Source organism: Formivibrio sp. oc-25, assembly GCF_055810895.1.
In genome coordinates this window covers 143,927-159,130 of sequence record NZ_JBVVOL010000008.1, presented here as the reverse complement: position 1 = coordinate 159,130, position 15,204 = coordinate 143,927, and the positions used below count along the sequence as shown (strand labels likewise).

Here is a 15,204-nt window from a genome sequence, read left to right as displayed (position 1 = left end):
TAGCTCCTTGGGTCACCCGAAATCTCGGGTGCTCGACAGCTTAAATGATAACGATCGAAAGACATTGAAAGGCATGGTACTTAGGCTCTGTTGACGTTTGATTGTTTTCAGCGCCTAGCTATTACATATTGCCCAGATCAGCGATGGCATCGATCACCATGCCGGTTCCAACCGCAATCAGCAGGATATCGGCGGCCACGCGTACGTACTTGTGTCCGGATGGCGGTACACCCAGGCTGACCACAACACTGCTCGGCAAATCGTAATACACCACATCGCGCGGCAGTGGGCGACCTACCGTCCATTTCTTGGCCTGTCCGGGCGGCATGCAACCATTACCCTTCTTGGCCAAACCCGGCGGGCATTTGCCGGCGCGGTAACGATCGGCATAGTAATCCCGCACGACCGAGCGCTGATTATCATTGAAGTACATGTTGATACGCACATCTGCGCGCTCGGCACGACGATCATCCTGGCGCACGCGTACCTCATTGCGTCCTCTTTCGCGTGCATCGGGCTGGCGCCACTCCTGCGACTTACCCGGCTTGCCATTACCTGCCCATTCCGGCTTGTCCGCCCAGGCCATTCCTGCGGCGAAAACACTGGATAACAAAAACGCGGCGGCCAATTTTCTGTGCAATCTGGTTGGCATGGTGATCTCCCTCAATCAAGCCCGCATTGTTCCGCATGATGGAAGCTGGACGGGCACGTGTTGAAATCCTTCGAGCGAAAACATGCCCGAAATTCTTGAGTCCGATTTAAACATTATATCGCCCAGCCATCTGTGCCGTGCTTCACACCCACATGGATTACGGCAGGCCAAGGCAGGCCCGATCGTTGCATGCAGTTCACGATGCCTTCACTTTGCCACTGCCTGTTTATCGACCGATTCCGGATTGGCCAGACTCACCGTATCGCCCTGAGGCATGCCTTCTTTTTCCCAGCGATCGAATTCAGCCATGATGGTGTCGTAGGTTTTCTGGCTGATTTCGGGCAACACGCCGCCCAGCGCTTCCTTGGCCTGGGCAAAACCCAGCTCGACCGCATCGCGGATTTTCTGCAATTGGGCCGGATCATCACCGATGGCGAACTTGGCAAAGCTCAGGATTCGCTCTGCCACCTTTTTCACGCCCCACTCCCCATCCTCGCCGATTGCTTCTTGCGCCGCAGCAATGGTCTCCTGATCAACCTCAAGTTGCTGCTCGCCGCTTGCCACCCTGGACCAGTTTAAGCCCTGTTCGCCAATCAGTTGGCGAATCAGGTCCATCATCTCTTGCGCCTGGCGATTCGATTCTTCCAGCATCACCACCAGATCCTCAGGAATCGCGCGCGGTTTGCCATAGGTCAGCACTTCCGGCTTCTGCCCACTGATGGAAACCTTTTCCTGCCCGGCTTCCTGCTGAACCGCATCGTTTTTTACTGCCTGGTTGCGAGGTGGAATACGTTCCGGGACCGGCACGTTTTTCTGGTTTGCTGTACGGGATACGTCCATGGACATGATGATCCCCTTTACGTTATTAACGAGGGATATTCTCAATATCGGCATACACGCTTGAACTGGCAGAGAAATCCGCCAAATCCAGCGCTAAACGGCCGGGTACTGACGGTGTAGCGAGATGCAAGCATGTCCGATAAAGATTCACGTTCGGCAGCCCGTGCAGATTCCATGCCGCCAATTCCCGCATTGGCAGGTACTATCTTGCCTTTGCCCGATCCGCGAAGCCCTAGCCGCATGCAAACAGAAGTCCAGGAACAACCCAAATACGCCATCGTCGCCTCGGTCCAACGGCCGAACGTGTGCGATGCCGAGTTCGAATCGTCGCTGACCGAGCTGCGCGAACTCGCCAAAACGCTCGGCTTTACCGTCGTGCACACCTTCGTGCAGCGGCGTAATACCTTCGAGATGACGGCCTATCTGGGCACGGGCAAGCGCCAGGAAATCCGCTGCTTCGTGAAGAACGAACCCCTGCCCGCCGAGCTGGCCGAAACCACGCAGGCCCCCGCCCCGTTCGACGGGCAGATCGACGCGCTGCTGGTCGATCACGAAATCTCGCCCTCACAGGCACGCAACCTGGAAATCGAAGTCGGTGTGCCAGTGATGGACCGCACCATGGTCATTCTGGAAATTTTCCACCGCAACGCCCGCACCCGCGCCGCACGCACGCAGGTCGAGATCGCGCGCCTCGGTTATATGGCGCCGCGCCTGCGCGAAGCCGCCAAGCTGGCCGGGCAACAGGGCCGGCAACGCAGCAGCGTCGGCGGTCGAGGCGTGGGCGAATCGCTCACCGAACTTGATCGCCGCAAGGTGCGCGATCGCATCGCCGAACTGCAGAAAGAAATCGTCGCCATGGATGCCGAGCGCAGCACACAGCGGGCACGACGGTTGCAAAACCAGGGTCTGGCGGGTGTCGCGCTGGTGGGTTACACCAATGCAGGCAAGTCGACCCTGATGCGTGCGCTCACTGGCAGCGAAGTGCTGGTCGCCAACAAGCTCTTTGCCACGCTCGATACCACCGTGCGTACGCTCTACCCTGAAAGCAAGCCGCGCGTACTGGTCAGCGATACGGTCGGTTTTATCAAGAACCTGCCTCATGGCTTGGTCGCTTCGTTCAAGTCGACGCTCGACGAAGCACTGGATGCCTCATTGCTGCTGCACGTGATCGACGCGAGCGATCCCGGCTTTCAGCGCCAGCTTGAGGTCACCGACGAAGTGCTGGCAGAGATCGGCGCAAAAGACGTGCCGCGCCTGCGCGTATTCAACAAGATCGACCATGTGGGCGATGCCGCCGTGCAAGCCGAATGCGAAGCGATGCTGCGCGCGCGGTTCCCGGATTGCATCGTGATGAGCGCACGTAATCCGGAAGATGTGGCGCGGCTGCACGGGCAGATTGTTGCATTTTTCCAGCAGCATCAGGCCGAGGCCGAGATCTTCCTGCCCTGGACGGCCCAGCAACTGCGCGGCAAGATCTACGCCAGCTGCACGGTGCTGGAAGAACGCTCGAACGATGCAGGCACGTTCTTCAGCATCCGTGGCGAGCGCGACGATGTGGAAAACCTGAGCGAGCAATTTGGTCTGCAAGCACGCGAAGCGGAAACCAGCGAACACTGAAACCGATAAGCTATCGATCCTGCCTTGTCATGTTTTGATTCGTCGCCCCGGCGAAAGCCGAGGCCCAGGCACTCCACCTGCGCAGACACTGGATTCCGGCCTTCGCCGGAATGACGATTTCTTAAAAACTTCAATGAACTGATCAAATAGTGTCGAACTACGCCGCCACCCAATCCAGTTGGCGCTGACTCTCGAAACGCCGCGACACCCCGCTGAGCGGATCAATGAACTCGATTGACCGCGCCAGCAGCAGCAAGGGGCGGCTGAAATCACTGCCCTTGTCCGGCAGCAGCGTCGGGTACCAGATATCGTTGGCAATCGGGATGCCCAGCGCCGCCAGATGCGCGCGCAACTGGTGCTTCTTGCCCGTGTGCGGCAGCAGCCGGTAGCGCGCCTTGTCGCCGCGTGTTTCCAGCAGCTCGATCCGGGTTTCGCTGTTGATCTCGCCCGGCACCTCATGCATCACAAAGCAATCGCTGCGCTCCTCCAACCGGCTGCGGTGCACACGCGGCAGCGCCAGTTCGGCTCGATACGGCGCGATGGCCTCGTATTCCTTTTGCACCGTGCGGCTGGCAAACAACTGCTGATAGGCGCCACGTCGCGCCGGATCAGCACAGAACAGCATCACCCCTGCCGTTTCGCGATCCAGGCGGTGAATCGGGCTCAGGTGCGGCAGGTCCAATTGGGCACGCAGGCGCGTGAGCAAGGTTTCCTGCAGATGGCGGCCAGCGGGAATGCAGGCCAGAAAATGCGGCTTGTCCGCCACCACCAGGTTTTCGTCCCTGTACAACACCGGCGAATCGAACGGCACCGGCGTTTCCGGCGGTACTTCGCGGTAGTACCAGATGCGGCCATGTCCCGGGTACGGGCTATCAAGCGCGAGCGGATTCCCGGCATGGTCATAGATCGCCCCGCGCCGCAGCCGATCGTGCCAGAGCTCGGGCGCGACATGCGGACAGCGTTCAATCAGGAAAGCCAGCAGGCTCGGCCAGCGACCACCGGGCAGGTTCATGAAGCTCGGCGCCACGCCATCGCGCAGCGGCAAGGGGGCAGTGCGTTGGTTCATGATGGAGATTCGGGGGTAAAGAGGGACGCAGTTTAACCGCGACAAAGCGAGATCAAAAGAGCCTCGCAGCAGCCATGTCGTCTGGAGAAAGGCTGGCAGACTGCAAAAAAGACCAAAGGCCGCTTTCGCGGCCTTTTGCTTTCCATGAGGATAGAACAATCAGGCGTTATACCCCAGCACCGGCGCCAGATCGCGCTCTGCCTGCTCAATGCTCACGCCGCGCCGCTTGGCGTAATCCTCGACCTGATCTTTACCGACCTTGCCCACAGCAAAATAGCGCGCGTCAGGATGGCTGAAGTAGAAGCCGCTGACCGCTGCCGTCGGCAGCATGGCGTAACTCTCGGTGATGCCCATGCCAATACTCGGTGCATCCAGCAACTTGAACAGATCCGCCTTGGAAATATGATCCGGGCAGGCCGGGTAGCCGGGAGCGGGACGGATGCCGGTGTATTGCTCGTCGATGAGCGCGTCGTTATCGAGCACTTCATCGGCGGCATGGCCCCACAGTTCGCGCCGCACCTTGGCGTGCATCAGCTCGGTGAAGGCTTCGGCCAGCCGGTCGGCCAGTGCTTTCAGCATGATCGCGTGATAGTCATCGTGATCGGCCTCGAAACGCGCCACATGCTCGTCGATGCCGAGACCCGCAGTTACGGCAAAGGCGCCGATATAGTCGGCCTTGCCCGATTCCTTTGGCGCGATGAAATCGGCCAAGCACCAGTTGGGTTTGCCGGCGGCCTTCTGGTTTTGCTGGCGCAGGTTGTGCCAGGTCATCAGCCGCTCGCCCGTGGCCGGGTCATAGAGTTCTATATCTTCATTGTTCACGCTGTTGGCCGGGAACAGGCCAACCACGGCGCTGGCGGTCAGCCAGTTGCCGTCGATGATCTGGCGCAGCATAGCCTTGGCATCAGCGAACAGCTTTTTCGCCTCCTCGCCCACCACATTGTCTTCCAGTATCTTCGGATACTTGCCGAACAGCTCCCAGGCGTTGAAGAACGGGCTCCAGTCGATGTATTCGGCGATCGCGGCCAGCGGGTAGTGCTCGAACTTGAACACGCCCAGTTGCTTCGGCTTGGGCGGCGTATAGGCGGACCAATCCACGGCAAAGGCGTTGCCGCGCGCCGTGGCCAGCGGCAGCAGCGGTGTGCGTTCCTTGCTGTAATGGATGGTGCGGATGTTCTCGTATTCGGCTTTCACCTTGGCGACGAAATCGGGCTTGAGTTCATCCGAGAGCAGGTTCGAGCACACACCCACCGCGCGGCTGGCATCCGGCACATAGATCACATTGCCGCTCGGGTAGTTCGGTTCGATCTTCACCGCGGTATGCACCTTGCTGGTGGTCGCACCGCCGATCATCAACGGAACGGTGAAGCCCTGGCGCTCCATTTCCTTGGCTACGTGGCTCATCTCTTCGAGCGACGGCGTGATCAGGCCGGAAAGGCCAATGATATCCGCGCCCACTTCCCGCGCCTTGTCGAGGATCGTCTGCGCCGGCACCATCACGCCCAGATCGGTCACCTGGTAGTTGTTGCAGCGCAGGACCACGCCGACGATATTCTTGCCGATATCGTGCACGTCACCCTTCACGGTGGCCATCACGATCTTGCCCTTGGCCGGCGCATCGGCCAGTCCCATGCGGATCTTTTCTTCCTCGATGAACGGCTCCAGATGCGCCACCGCCTGCTTCATCACGCGCGCGGATTTCACCACCTGCGGCAGGAACATCTTGCCGGCACCGAACAGATCGCCCACATGGTTCATGCCATCCATGAGCGGACCTTCGATCACCTGGATCGGGCGCTCGAACGATAGGCGCGCTTCTTCGGTATCTTCCACGATATAGGTGGTGATGCCTTTCACCAGCGCATGTTCAAGGCGCTTGGCAACCGGCTGATTGCGCCAGGCCAGATCCTCGCCCTTGGCCTGATTGGCATCGCCCTTGAAGCGCTCGGCGATTTCGATCAAACGCTCCGTTGCATCAGCGCCACCCCTCTCTCCTTGCTCTCCCCCTGAGGGGGTGCGGTTCAGCACCACATCTTCGATGCGCTCGCGCAGTTCCGGATCGATCTCTTCGTACACTTCCAGCGCGCCGGCATTGACGATACCCATCGTCATGCCCTGCTTGATGGCGTGATAGAGGAACACGGCGTGGATCGCCTCGCGCACCTTGTTGTTGCCACGGAAGCTGAACGACACGTTCGATATACCGCCGGAAATCTTGGCATGCGGCAGGTTCTGCCTGATCCAGCCGGTAGCGCGGATGAAATCCAGCCCGTAGAGCGCGTGCTCGTCGATACCGGTCGCCACGGCGAACACGTTCGGGTCGAAGATGATGTCCTCAGGCGGGAAGCCGACCTCGTCGACCAGGATGCGGTAGCTCTTCTCGCAGATTTCGATCTTGCGGGCAAAGGTATCGGCCTGGCCCACTTCATCGAACGCCATCACGATCACCGCCGCGCCGTAGCGGCGCAGCAGTTTGGCCTGTTCGATGAATTTGTCGCGGCCTTCCTTCATCGAGATCGAATTGACGATGCACTTGCCCTGCACGCATTTCAGGCCGGTTTCGATCACCGACCATTTGGACGAATCGATCATGATCGGCACGCGGCAGATATCAGGTTCGGCGGCAATCAAGTTGAGGAAGGTCTTCATCGCGGCGTGGGCATCGAGCATGCCCTCGTCCATATTGATATCGATGATCTGCGCGCCGGCTTCCACCTGCTGGCGTGCCACTTCCAGTGCAGCCGGGTAATCGCCGGCCAGAATCAGCCGCGCGAACGCCTTGGAGCCGGTGACGTTGGTGCGCTCGCCCACGTTCACGAACAGGTCATGGTCGCCGATATTGAACGGCTCCAGACCGGAAAGACGGCACTTGGCTTCGATCTGTGGCAAGGCACGCGGCGCGATTGGTGCTACGGCAGCGGCGATCGCGGCGATATGTTCCGGCGTGGTGCCGCAGCAGCCGCCGACGATATTGATCAGGCCGGATTCGGCCCATTCCTTCACCTGCACCGCCATATCCTGCGGGCCGAGATCGTATTCGCCGAAGGCATTGGGCAAGCCGGCGTTGGCATGCACCGAGACATACGTTGCCGACACACGCGACATTTCTTCAACATACGGGCGCAGCAGATCGGGGCCGAGCGCGCAGTTCAGGCCAAAGCTCAGTGCATTGGCATGCGAGAGGCTGTTGTAGAACGCCTCTGTCGTCTGGCCAGTGAGCGTGCGACCGGATTGATCGGTGATCGTGCCGGAGATCATTACCGGCAATTCGATACCCTTGTCGTCGAAGTATTTCTGGATCGCGAACACCGCTGCCTTCGCGTTCAGCGTATCAAAGATGGTTTCCACCAGCAGGATATCGGCACCGCCCGTGACCAGACCATCGATGGCCTCGGTGTAGCTTTCGACCAGCTGGTCAAAATGCACGGCGCGGTAGCCGGGATCATTCACGTCCGGGCTGATCGAGCAGGTACGGTTGAGCGGCCCCAATACGCCTGCGCAGAAACGCGGCTTTTGCGGGGTTTTGGCGGTTTGCGCCACACACAGCTCTTTCACCAGCTTTGCGGCAGCGTGGTTGATCTCCCACACCAGCGACTGCATGTCGTAATCCGCCATCGAAATGCTGGTGGCGTTGAAGCTGTTGGTTTCGATGATGTCCGCGCCGGCATCGAGATAGGCCTGATGCACGCCGGCGATGATCTGGGGCTGCGTCAGCACCAGCAGGTCATTGTTGCCCTTCAGATCGGAAGGCCAATCCGCAAAGCGCTCGCCACGGTAGTCCGCCTCGCTGAGTTTGTGACGCTGGATCATCGTGCCCATGCCGCCATCCAGGATCAGGATGCGTTGGGCAAGCAGGGATTTGAGTTCAGCGGTGCGGTTCATGGGACGATCATCAGATATGCGGGAAAACGGCAATTTTAGCATGCAGGTCAAGCGTGACCGCGCATCGGCTGGCGGAAATAGTGGAGCAAAACAGTCGTGAATCAGCGGGTGGCTTGGCTATAACGAAAAACACATGCTTTGCATTTTCAACCATCACAGAGGAATTTCAGCATGACTTCCGTTGCCATCGTCTATTTCAGTGGCTACGGCCATACCGCCAAACAGGCCGAGGCCGTTGCAGAGGGTGCTGCCAGCGTGGCGGGCACCGAGGTTAAAACCCTGCGCATCGATCAGGAGGGCAACCTGCCCGATGGCGCATTCGACGCGCTGGCCCAGGTCGATGCCATCATCTACGGCAGCCCTACCTATATGGGCGGTCCAGCCTGGCAGTTCAAGAAATTCGCCGATGCCTCGTCCAAGCCTTGGTTCAGCCAGGCATGGAAAGACAAGCTCGCAGCAGGCTTCACCAACTCGGGTACTGTCAATGGCGACAAATTCAACACCATCCTCTACCTGTTCACGCTATCGCAGCAGCATAGCCAGATCTGGGTTGGAACCGGTTTGATGCCAGCCAATGTCAAGGCGAGTGGTCCCGCTGATGTGAATTGGACCGGCGGATTCGCCGGCGCCCTGGCGATTTCGCCAGTCGATGCCTCACCCGACGAAGCCCCGCGGCAAGGAGACCTGGAAACCGCGAAGCTGCTGGGCAAGCGCGTGGCAGAGATGGCGGCGAGATTTTCCAAGGCATAGCCCGCTCTGCATAGGGTGCCGGTAATCTGCTTGGGTTACGCACAAGCAAGTACACCCCAAACCCCTGCAAGGCCGCCGAGGAATGGAGCAAGACAAGTTTGCTTGCAAAATTGGCTTGCGACCGACACAGGGTTGCGCGGCGCGCCGGCCGCCCGGGGTCGCCTTCTTTTGGTTTCTTTTCTTGGCGAGACAAGAAAAGAAGAAACTCACCCGCCGGGGTGAATTCCCGGCCGACCCCGGCAGGCAGCACCGCAGAGTGTTTTTACCTTCCCCCACAGTTACGGTAATCTGCGCGCGCCGTAACACCACGCCGCGGTGGAGCGAGCATCAAACCACCGCAGTAACCGCAGCCTCCATGCAAGTCTCGCGATAATCCACCAAATCCTGGATGGTCAGCACCGGCATGTCATGCAGACGAGCGTAATCGGCGATTTGCTGGCCGCGCGCCATCGTGCCGTCCGGATTCATCAACTCACACAGCACTGCAGCCGGGCGCAAACCGGCCAGGCGCGCCAGTTCGACCGAGCCTTCGGTGTGCCCGCGCCGCGCCAGCACGCCGCCATTGCGCGCGCGCAGCGGGAACACATGGCCGGGGCTGACGATGCGGCGCTGTTGTGGCGTCGAATCCAGCGCTGCCCGGATCGTGGTCAGGCGGTCGGCGGCAGATACGCCGGTGGTCACGCCTTCCAGCGCTTCGATCGACACGGTAAAACCGGTGCCGTAGCGCGAGCGGTTACTGACCACCATCGGCAACAGGCCGAGCGCATCCACCGTGGCTTCATCCAGACACAGGCAGACAATGCCGCTGCAGTCGCGAATCATCTTGACCATGGTATCCAGCGACAGGTTTTCGGCGGCGGCGATGATATCAGCCTCGTTTTCACGGTCCTCGTCATCGAGCAGCAATACCGGCAAGCCGGCGCGGAAAGCTGCCACGGCAGCAGCCAGGCGGGGGAAACGGCGGGAATCTGGGGATTGGGACATTGAAACGCTCCTCAAATGGGTTCGATGAACGTTTCAGGGCAAGTATCAAAAGCGTGCGCCAGCCTGCGCCGACACAATGACAATCATCCGGATTGTTCCAATAGGACAACCCGGCGTTTCTGACTTATCTTCTTTTATCCGGACTTTCGAATCTGATCAAAACCGGCTGCGAACGCACTCCGCAGCAAGATTTTTGACAGGCTCCAACCGTCGGCCCTGGAATCGCACCAGATCTGCTGACCTTCGCACATGCGAAGCGCTCGCGGGCTTGTCATGGCGCCAATGGCATACCTTGATTTACCGCCGGTGGGGAATTTCACCCCGCCCTGAAGACCGGGGCAATATACGCCGGGCGTACAGGCGCTTCGAGGGTAAGATTACCGACCCGATTCGGGCGGACAAGATCAAATTCAACCGGAATTCACAGGGCGGATTTTTCAATCGCTGTCTAAAATCAGGAAAATCTGTTTGAAGGAGTTGTCATGCAAACCCAAGCCATCCGCATCAGCCAGACCGGCGGCCCGGAAATCATGCAATTGGAATCGATTGATCTGGCCTCCCCTGGCGCCGGACAGGTTTTGCTGCGCCATCAGGTCATCGGTGTCAATTTCATCGATACCTACCACCGCAGCGGGCTCTACCCCTTGCCGCTGCCTTCCGGTCTGGGCGTGGAAGGCATGGGCATTGTTGAAGCCGTGGGCCCCGACGTGGGCACGTTGCGACCGGGCGATCGCGTGGCTTATGCCGGTGGCGCGCCAGGCGGCTACGCACAATATCGCCTTTTCCCGGCGGACAGGCTGGTGCCGGTGCCCGATGGGGTTTCCGATGAAATTGCCGGCGGCGCCCTGTTGCGCGGCATGACCACAGAATATCTGTTGCGCCGTACCTTCAGGGTGGAAGCCGGCATGCCGGTTCTGATCCACGCTGCGGCAGGCGGCGTTGGCCAGCTTGCCTGCCAATGGGCCAAGGCACTCGGTGCCATCGTGATCGGCACGGTCGGATCAGAAGCCAAGGCCGCAATCGCCCGTGCGCATGGCTGCGATCATGTGATCAATTACGCCACGGGAAACTTTGCCGTACGCGTGCGCGAAATCACCGGCGGTGCAGGCGTGCCGGTAGTGTACGACGGGGTCGGTGCCGCCACGTTTGAAGGTTCGCTCGATAGCCTGGCGCCACGCGGCATGCTGGTGAGCTTCGGCAATGCCTCCGGTGCGGTACCGCCATTCCAGCCCGGCATCCTGTCGCAAAAAGGTTCGCTTTTCTTTACCCGACCAACACTTGGGCATTACACAGCCAGCCGTGCCGAACTACTGGAAAGCGCGGCAGCCTTTTTCGAGGTGGTGGCAAACGGCAAGGTGAAAGTGGAAATCGGCCAGCGCTATGCCTTGGCAGACGCAGCACAGGCGCACCGTGATCTGGAAGCGCGCCTCACCAGCGGTTCGACGATTCTGCTGCCATGAACAAGGAGCAAGCGCCCCATCTGGTCTATCTGCACGGTTTTCTTTCCTCGCCCACCTCGAAAAAGGCGCTGGAAACTGCGGCCTGGATGCAGGCACTTGGGCTGGAAACGCATTTCCACTGTCCGGAACTGCCGCCGACACCATTGGCGATCGCGCAGCGGTTACACGAGCTGTTTGGCAAGCTGGCCGGAAAGCGTGTCTGCGTGGTCGGCAGCTCGCTCGGCGGTTTTTATGCCACCTGGGTGGCGGAAGAATTTGCTTGCCGCGCCGTGCTGATCAACCCGGCCGTGCAGCCCTATGCGCTGGTAGCGGATTATGTCGGCCCGCAGCGCAATTACCAGACCGGCGAGATCCAGATGGTGGAGGCCGGTTTCGCCGATGACCTGCGCCAGCTTGAGCGCAAGCCGGCTCAGCCGGAAAACTACTGGGTATTGCTGCAAACCGGGGATGAAACCCTGGATTACCGGCAGGCCGTCGATTATTACGCCGGCTGCTGCCAGGAAGTCATTGAAGGAGGCGATCACAGCTTTGTCGGCTATGCCGACTGGCTGCCCCGGATCTGGAAATTCGCGCTTGGAGAATGCTCATGACCACGCCGCAAAGCGGCATCTTGCCCGATGCCAACCAACATAGCCTGTTCCTGCTGTTCCGGCGCCGGATAGGCCGCCGTGCCAGCCCGCGCATCAAGAAACTGCTCGCGCAATTGCCCGAACGTGCCACACAGCTTGCCGCTACCGACCCGAACGCGCATTTCGTGGCCGTGATTGCCTTCGGGGCCAATGTCTGGAACGAACTGTGGGAAGATCGCCCGCACTCCCTGCGCCCATTCCCGCGCATATCCGGCGCTGTCCACCAGGCCCCCACAACTGAAGCTGATGTACTGCTGCATTTGCGCTCGGAACGTTACGACTTCCTGCATGAATTTGCCGACAAGCTGGTGCCGGAACTGGGCGAGTGGCTCGACATGCTCGAAGTGGTGCACGGCTTCCGCTACCACGATGGGCGAGACCTGACCGGCTTTGTCGATGGCACCGGCAACCCGGATGGCCAGGAGCGTCCCGAAATCGCGCTGGTCGGCGCGGAAGATCCGGCCTGGGCTGGTGGCAGCTATGTACATGTACAGCGCTATGTCCACCGCATGGACGAATGGAACAGGCTGCCGGTCAAACAGCAGGAAGCCGTGATCGGCCGCACCAAATCCGACAATATCGAGATGGACAAGGACGACCGGCCGCTCACCAGCCACATGCATCGGGTCAACATCGAAGAACATGGCCAGGAACTCAAGCTGCTGCGCCACTCCATGCCGTATGGCATTCCGGGCGGCGAGCGCGGCATGTATTTCTGCGCCTACAGCCGCGACCCGGCCATTTTCGAGCGCATGCTCTCGCGCATGGTCACACCGATTCACGATGGCCGGGTGGATCACCTGCTCAACTTCACGCGCGCGGTCAGCGGCGCGGCATTTTTTGCGCCCAGCCAGGAAAAGCTCGCGGCGCTGGCCAAATAGGAATCAGCTTGTCACAACCCGCTGCAGCCGCCGGTCATCCGGCGGTTTTTTGTTGCCAAACAAGTCTTTCCCTGTACTGGGTCATGCGAATATGGCAAAGTTATTGTCTAATTTTCAAGATTGATTGAGCACAGGGAGAAAACCATGTCGGGTTTTGCCAGGATCGCCCTGCCCGTCTGCGCCGCGCTTGCGCTGGCCGCATGCGGACAGAAACAGGAAACCGCCACGACCGAGACCGCCTCGGCTGCTGCCGAGAGCATCGCAAACATCAAGATCGGCTTTGCCGCCCCGCTGACCGGCCCTCAGGCCCATTATGGCAAGGGATATCAGAACGGCGCACAGATGGCGATCGATGATGTCAATGCCAATAACCCGACCATCGGCGGCAAAAAAGTGCAGTTTGAACTGCTGGCCGAAGACGACATGGCCGATCCGAAATCCGCCACGCAGATCGCACAAAAATTTGTCGACATGAAGGTGGCCGGCATTATCGGCCACTTCAATTCCGGCACCTCGATCCCGGCCTCCAAGATCTATAGCGATGCCGGTCTGGCCCAGGTAGCCATGGCCACTGCGCCGGCCTTTACCGCCCAAGGATACAAGACCACCTTCCGCTCGCTGACTTCCGATACCCAGCAAGGCTCGGTACTGGGCAAGTATGTGGTGGAAAAGCTCAACGCCAAGCAGATTGCCATCATCGACGACCGCTCTGCCTATGGCCAGGGTCTGGCCGACGAGTTTGAAAAGGCCGCCAAAGCTGCCGGTGCGACCATTGCCAAACGCGAGTTCACCAGCGACAAGGAAACCGACTTCACCGCCATCCTCACCAGCATCAAGGCAGTCAAACCTGACCTGATCTTCTTCGGTGGTGCCGATGCGCAATCCGGTCCGATGGTGAAGCAGAAAAAACGTCTGGGCATCAGCGCCCCGCTGGTTTCTGGCGAAATGACGCGCTCGGATACCTTCCTCAAGCTGGCTGGCAGCGAAGCCGAAGGCACGATCGCTTCGATGGCCGGTGTGCCGATCGAACAGATGCCCGACGGCCCGGCCTTCCTGGAGCGCTACAAGGCCAAGTATGGCGACATGGAAATCTACACGCCGTATGGCTACGATGCGACGCGCGTATTGCTGGCCGCCATGCTCAAGGCGGATTCGGCCGATCCGGCCAAGTACCTGCCGGTACTGGCTACCATCGAACACGCCGGCGTGACTTCGGCCCACATCTCCTATGACGAAAAGGGCGATCTGAAAGAAGGCGGCATTACCGTGTACAAGGTTGAAAACGGTGCCTGGAAAGTGATCGAGACGATTGGTGCCAAGTAAGCGGATTACCGATTGAAAGCAACAGGGGGCGTTTTCGCCCCCTTGTTTTTTTACTGGCCAAATGTGCTGCTTAGCAACCACAAGGTATAACCGGCATAACTCGCCAGCAGCAAACCACCCTCGATCCGGTTGATTCGCCCCGGGGCTCGAAAACCGTAGCAGATCACGAACAGCGCCACCGTCAGCACGGTCATCACCAGGATATCGCGCTGGAAGATTTCCGGGGCGACCTCCAGAGGGTGAATGCCGGCGGCTATCCCGACCACGGCCAGGGTATTGAACAGGTTGGAGCCAATCACGTTGCCCAGGGCGATATCGTGTTCGCCTTTGCGCGTAGCGATCAGCGACGATGCAAGTTCCGGCAACGACGTTCCGACCGCCACAATCGTCAGGCCAATGATCAGATCGCTGACACCCAGTGCATGCGCGATTTCAACCGCCCCCCATACCAGCACGCGCGAACTGCCGATCAGCACAACCAGACCCACCACCAGCCAGAACAAAGCCCGATTCAACGGCATGGCGTGTTCGGCCAGCTCAGCATCCATTTCGCTACTCAGCGCATCATCACGCTGGCGCAATCCTTCCCGAATTGTCCACGCCATCAGCCCGGCAAATACCAGCAGCATGATGAGTGCATCCTGGCGCGACAAATTGCCATCGTAGAGCAAGCCAGCAGCCAACAGTGTCACTGCGATCAGGATCGGCAACTCCCTCTTCAGCACCTGTGAATGCACGGCTATCGGGCTGATCAGCGCGGTCAGCCCCAGGATCAGGGCAATATTGGTGATATTCGAGCCATAGGCATTACCCAGTGCAATCCCGGGATTGCCCTGCATGGACGCCAGCGCAGACACCACCATTTCCGGTGCCGAGGTACCGAAACCCACGATCACCATACCGATCAACAAGGACGGCATGCCGAAATGGCGCGCAACGGACGCAGCCCCTTCCACAAAACGATCTGCACTCCAGACCAACACCGCCAACCCGACAACCACGGCAATAAAGGCCAATGTCACGATCACTTCCTTAAGAATTGGAACCAACAATCCGCATTATAGGAAAGCGCCCGGCAAGCTCGTGATTGCCGCCACAATTACCGGCTTTTCAGGCTAGG

Annotated in this window: 12 protein-coding genes and 1 riboswitch; of the genes, 6 read left to right on the top strand and 6 right to left on the bottom strand. The window is 59.6% G+C overall.

The features are described 5' to 3' along the window. Nucleotides 1-121: 121 nt before the first annotated feature. Both AC0KVQ_RS07670 and AC0KVQ_RS07665 read right to left on the bottom strand, forming a co-directional pair. Nucleotides 122-652 (bottom strand): hypothetical protein, encoded by a 531-nt coding sequence (locus AC0KVQ_RS07670; RefSeq protein ID WP_473420555.1) that lies wholly within the window; start codon nucleotides 650-652, stop codon nucleotides 122-124. A 207-nt stretch (nucleotides 653-859) separates the two neighbouring features. Beyond that, the gene (locus tag AC0KVQ_RS07665; protein WP_473420554.1) at nucleotides 860-1,498 is read right to left on the bottom strand and encodes a hypothetical protein; all 639 of its coding nucleotides are present in this window, start codon (nucleotides 1,496-1,498) and stop codon (nucleotides 860-862) included. A gap of 234 nt (nucleotides 1,499-1,732) precedes the next feature. On the opposite strand from AC0KVQ_RS07665, the gene hflX reads away from it, so the two are divergent. After that, complete coding sequence (gene hflX / locus AC0KVQ_RS07660; protein ID WP_473420553.1) at nucleotides 1,733-3,109, top strand: GTPase HflX; 1,377 nt, start codon at nucleotides 1,733-1,735, stop codon at nucleotides 3,107-3,109. A 157-nt stretch (nucleotides 3,110-3,266) separates the two neighbouring features. On the opposite strand, the gene AC0KVQ_RS07655 is transcribed toward hflX, so the two are convergent. Together AC0KVQ_RS07655 and metH are read right to left on the bottom strand one after the other, a co-directional pair. Continuing rightward, on the bottom strand, nucleotides 3,267-4,175 hold the full coding sequence (locus AC0KVQ_RS07655; RefSeq protein ID WP_473420552.1) for a pseudouridine synthase: 909 nt from the start codon (nucleotides 4,173-4,175) through the stop codon (nucleotides 3,267-3,269). A gap of 159 nt (nucleotides 4,176-4,334) precedes the next feature. Then, the gene (gene metH / locus AC0KVQ_RS07650; protein ID WP_473420551.1) at nucleotides 4,335-8,057 is read right to left on the bottom strand and encodes a methionine synthase; all 3,723 of its coding nucleotides are present in this window, start codon (nucleotides 8,055-8,057) and stop codon (nucleotides 4,335-4,337) included. A 171-nt stretch (nucleotides 8,058-8,228) separates the two neighbouring features. Here metH and AC0KVQ_RS07645 point away from each other — a divergent pair, with 171 nt between their 5' ends. Continuing rightward, on the top strand, nucleotides 8,229-8,807 hold the full coding sequence (locus AC0KVQ_RS07645; RefSeq protein ID WP_473420550.1) for a flavodoxin family protein: 579 nt from the start codon (nucleotides 8,229-8,231) through the stop codon (nucleotides 8,805-8,807). Nucleotides 8,808-9,134: 327 nt separating this feature from the next. On the opposite strand, the gene ribB is transcribed toward AC0KVQ_RS07645, so the two are convergent. After that, nucleotides 9,135-9,791 (bottom strand): 3,4-dihydroxy-2-butanone-4-phosphate synthase, encoded by a 657-nt coding sequence (gene ribB, locus AC0KVQ_RS07640; RefSeq protein WP_473420549.1) that lies wholly within the window; start codon nucleotides 9,789-9,791, stop codon nucleotides 9,135-9,137. 122 nt (nucleotides 9,792-9,913) lie between these two features. Next, a riboswitch (FMN riboswitch) is annotated at nucleotides 9,914-10,129 on the bottom strand. Between the two features lie 144 nt (nucleotides 10,130-10,273). Here ribB and AC0KVQ_RS07635 point away from each other — a divergent pair. The 4 genes from AC0KVQ_RS07635 (at nucleotide 10,274) to AC0KVQ_RS07620 (ending at nucleotide 14,084) form a co-directional block, all read left to right on the top strand. Then, nucleotides 10,274-11,251 (top strand): quinone oxidoreductase family protein, encoded by a 978-nt coding sequence (locus tag AC0KVQ_RS07635; protein ID WP_473420548.1) that lies wholly within the window; start codon nucleotides 10,274-10,276, stop codon nucleotides 11,249-11,251. Next, complete coding sequence (locus tag AC0KVQ_RS07630; protein ID WP_473420547.1) at nucleotides 11,248-11,841, top strand: YqiA/YcfP family alpha/beta fold hydrolase; 594 nt, start codon at nucleotides 11,248-11,250, stop codon at nucleotides 11,839-11,841. The genes AC0KVQ_RS07635 and AC0KVQ_RS07630 overlap by 4 nt, the downstream gene beginning before the upstream one ends. Further along, the gene (locus AC0KVQ_RS07625) at nucleotides 11,838-12,761 is read left to right on the top strand and encodes a Dyp-type peroxidase (protein ID WP_473420546.1); all 924 of its coding nucleotides are present in this window, start codon (nucleotides 11,838-11,840) and stop codon (nucleotides 12,759-12,761) included. The genes AC0KVQ_RS07630 and AC0KVQ_RS07625 overlap by 4 nt, the downstream gene beginning before the upstream one ends. 144 nt (nucleotides 12,762-12,905) lie before the next feature. Next, nucleotides 12,906-14,084: a branched-chain amino acid ABC transporter substrate-binding protein gene (locus AC0KVQ_RS07620; protein WP_473420545.1), complete on the top strand. Its 1,179-nt coding sequence runs from the start codon at nucleotides 12,906-12,908 to the stop codon at nucleotides 14,082-14,084. Between the two features lie 50 nt (nucleotides 14,085-14,134). On the opposite strand, the gene AC0KVQ_RS07615 is transcribed toward AC0KVQ_RS07620, so the two are convergent. Beyond that, nucleotides 14,135-15,106, bottom strand: a complete 972-nt coding sequence (locus tag AC0KVQ_RS07615) for a calcium/sodium antiporter (protein WP_473420544.1) — start codon at nucleotides 15,104-15,106, stop codon at nucleotides 14,135-14,137. Nucleotides 15,107-15,204 lie beyond the last annotated feature (98 nt).

Coding starts and splice junctions, on each gene's coding strand:
- AC0KVQ_RS07670 (WP_473420555.1), bottom strand. CDS start 652: ATGCCAACCAGATTGCACAGAAAATTGGCCGCCGCGTTTTTGTTATCC.
- AC0KVQ_RS07665 (WP_473420554.1), bottom strand. CDS start 1,498: ATGTCCATGGACGTATCCCGTACAGCAAACCAGAAAAACGTGCCGGTC.
- hflX (WP_473420553.1), top strand. CDS start 1,733: ATGCAAACAGAAGTCCAGGAACAACCCAAATACGCCATCGTCGCCTCG.
- AC0KVQ_RS07655 (WP_473420552.1), bottom strand. CDS start 4,175: ATGAACCAACGCACTGCCCCCTTGCCGCTGCGCGATGGCGTGGCGCCG.
- metH (WP_473420551.1), bottom strand. CDS start 8,057: ATGAACCGCACCGCTGAACTCAAATCCCTGCTTGCCCAACGCATCCTG.
- AC0KVQ_RS07645 (WP_473420550.1), top strand. CDS start 8,229: ATGACTTCCGTTGCCATCGTCTATTTCAGTGGCTACGGCCATACCGCC.
- ribB (WP_473420549.1), bottom strand. CDS start 9,791: ATGTCCCAATCCCCAGATTCCCGCCGTTTCCCCCGCCTGGCTGCTGCC.
- AC0KVQ_RS07635 (WP_473420548.1), top strand. CDS start 10,274: ATGCAAACCCAAGCCATCCGCATCAGCCAGACCGGCGGCCCGGAAATC.
- AC0KVQ_RS07630 (WP_473420547.1), top strand. CDS start 11,248: ATGAACAAGGAGCAAGCGCCCCATCTGGTCTATCTGCACGGTTTTCTT.
- AC0KVQ_RS07625 (WP_473420546.1), top strand. CDS start 11,838: ATGACCACGCCGCAAAGCGGCATCTTGCCCGATGCCAACCAACATAGC.
- AC0KVQ_RS07620 (WP_473420545.1), top strand. CDS start 12,906: ATGTCGGGTTTTGCCAGGATCGCCCTGCCCGTCTGCGCCGCGCTTGCG.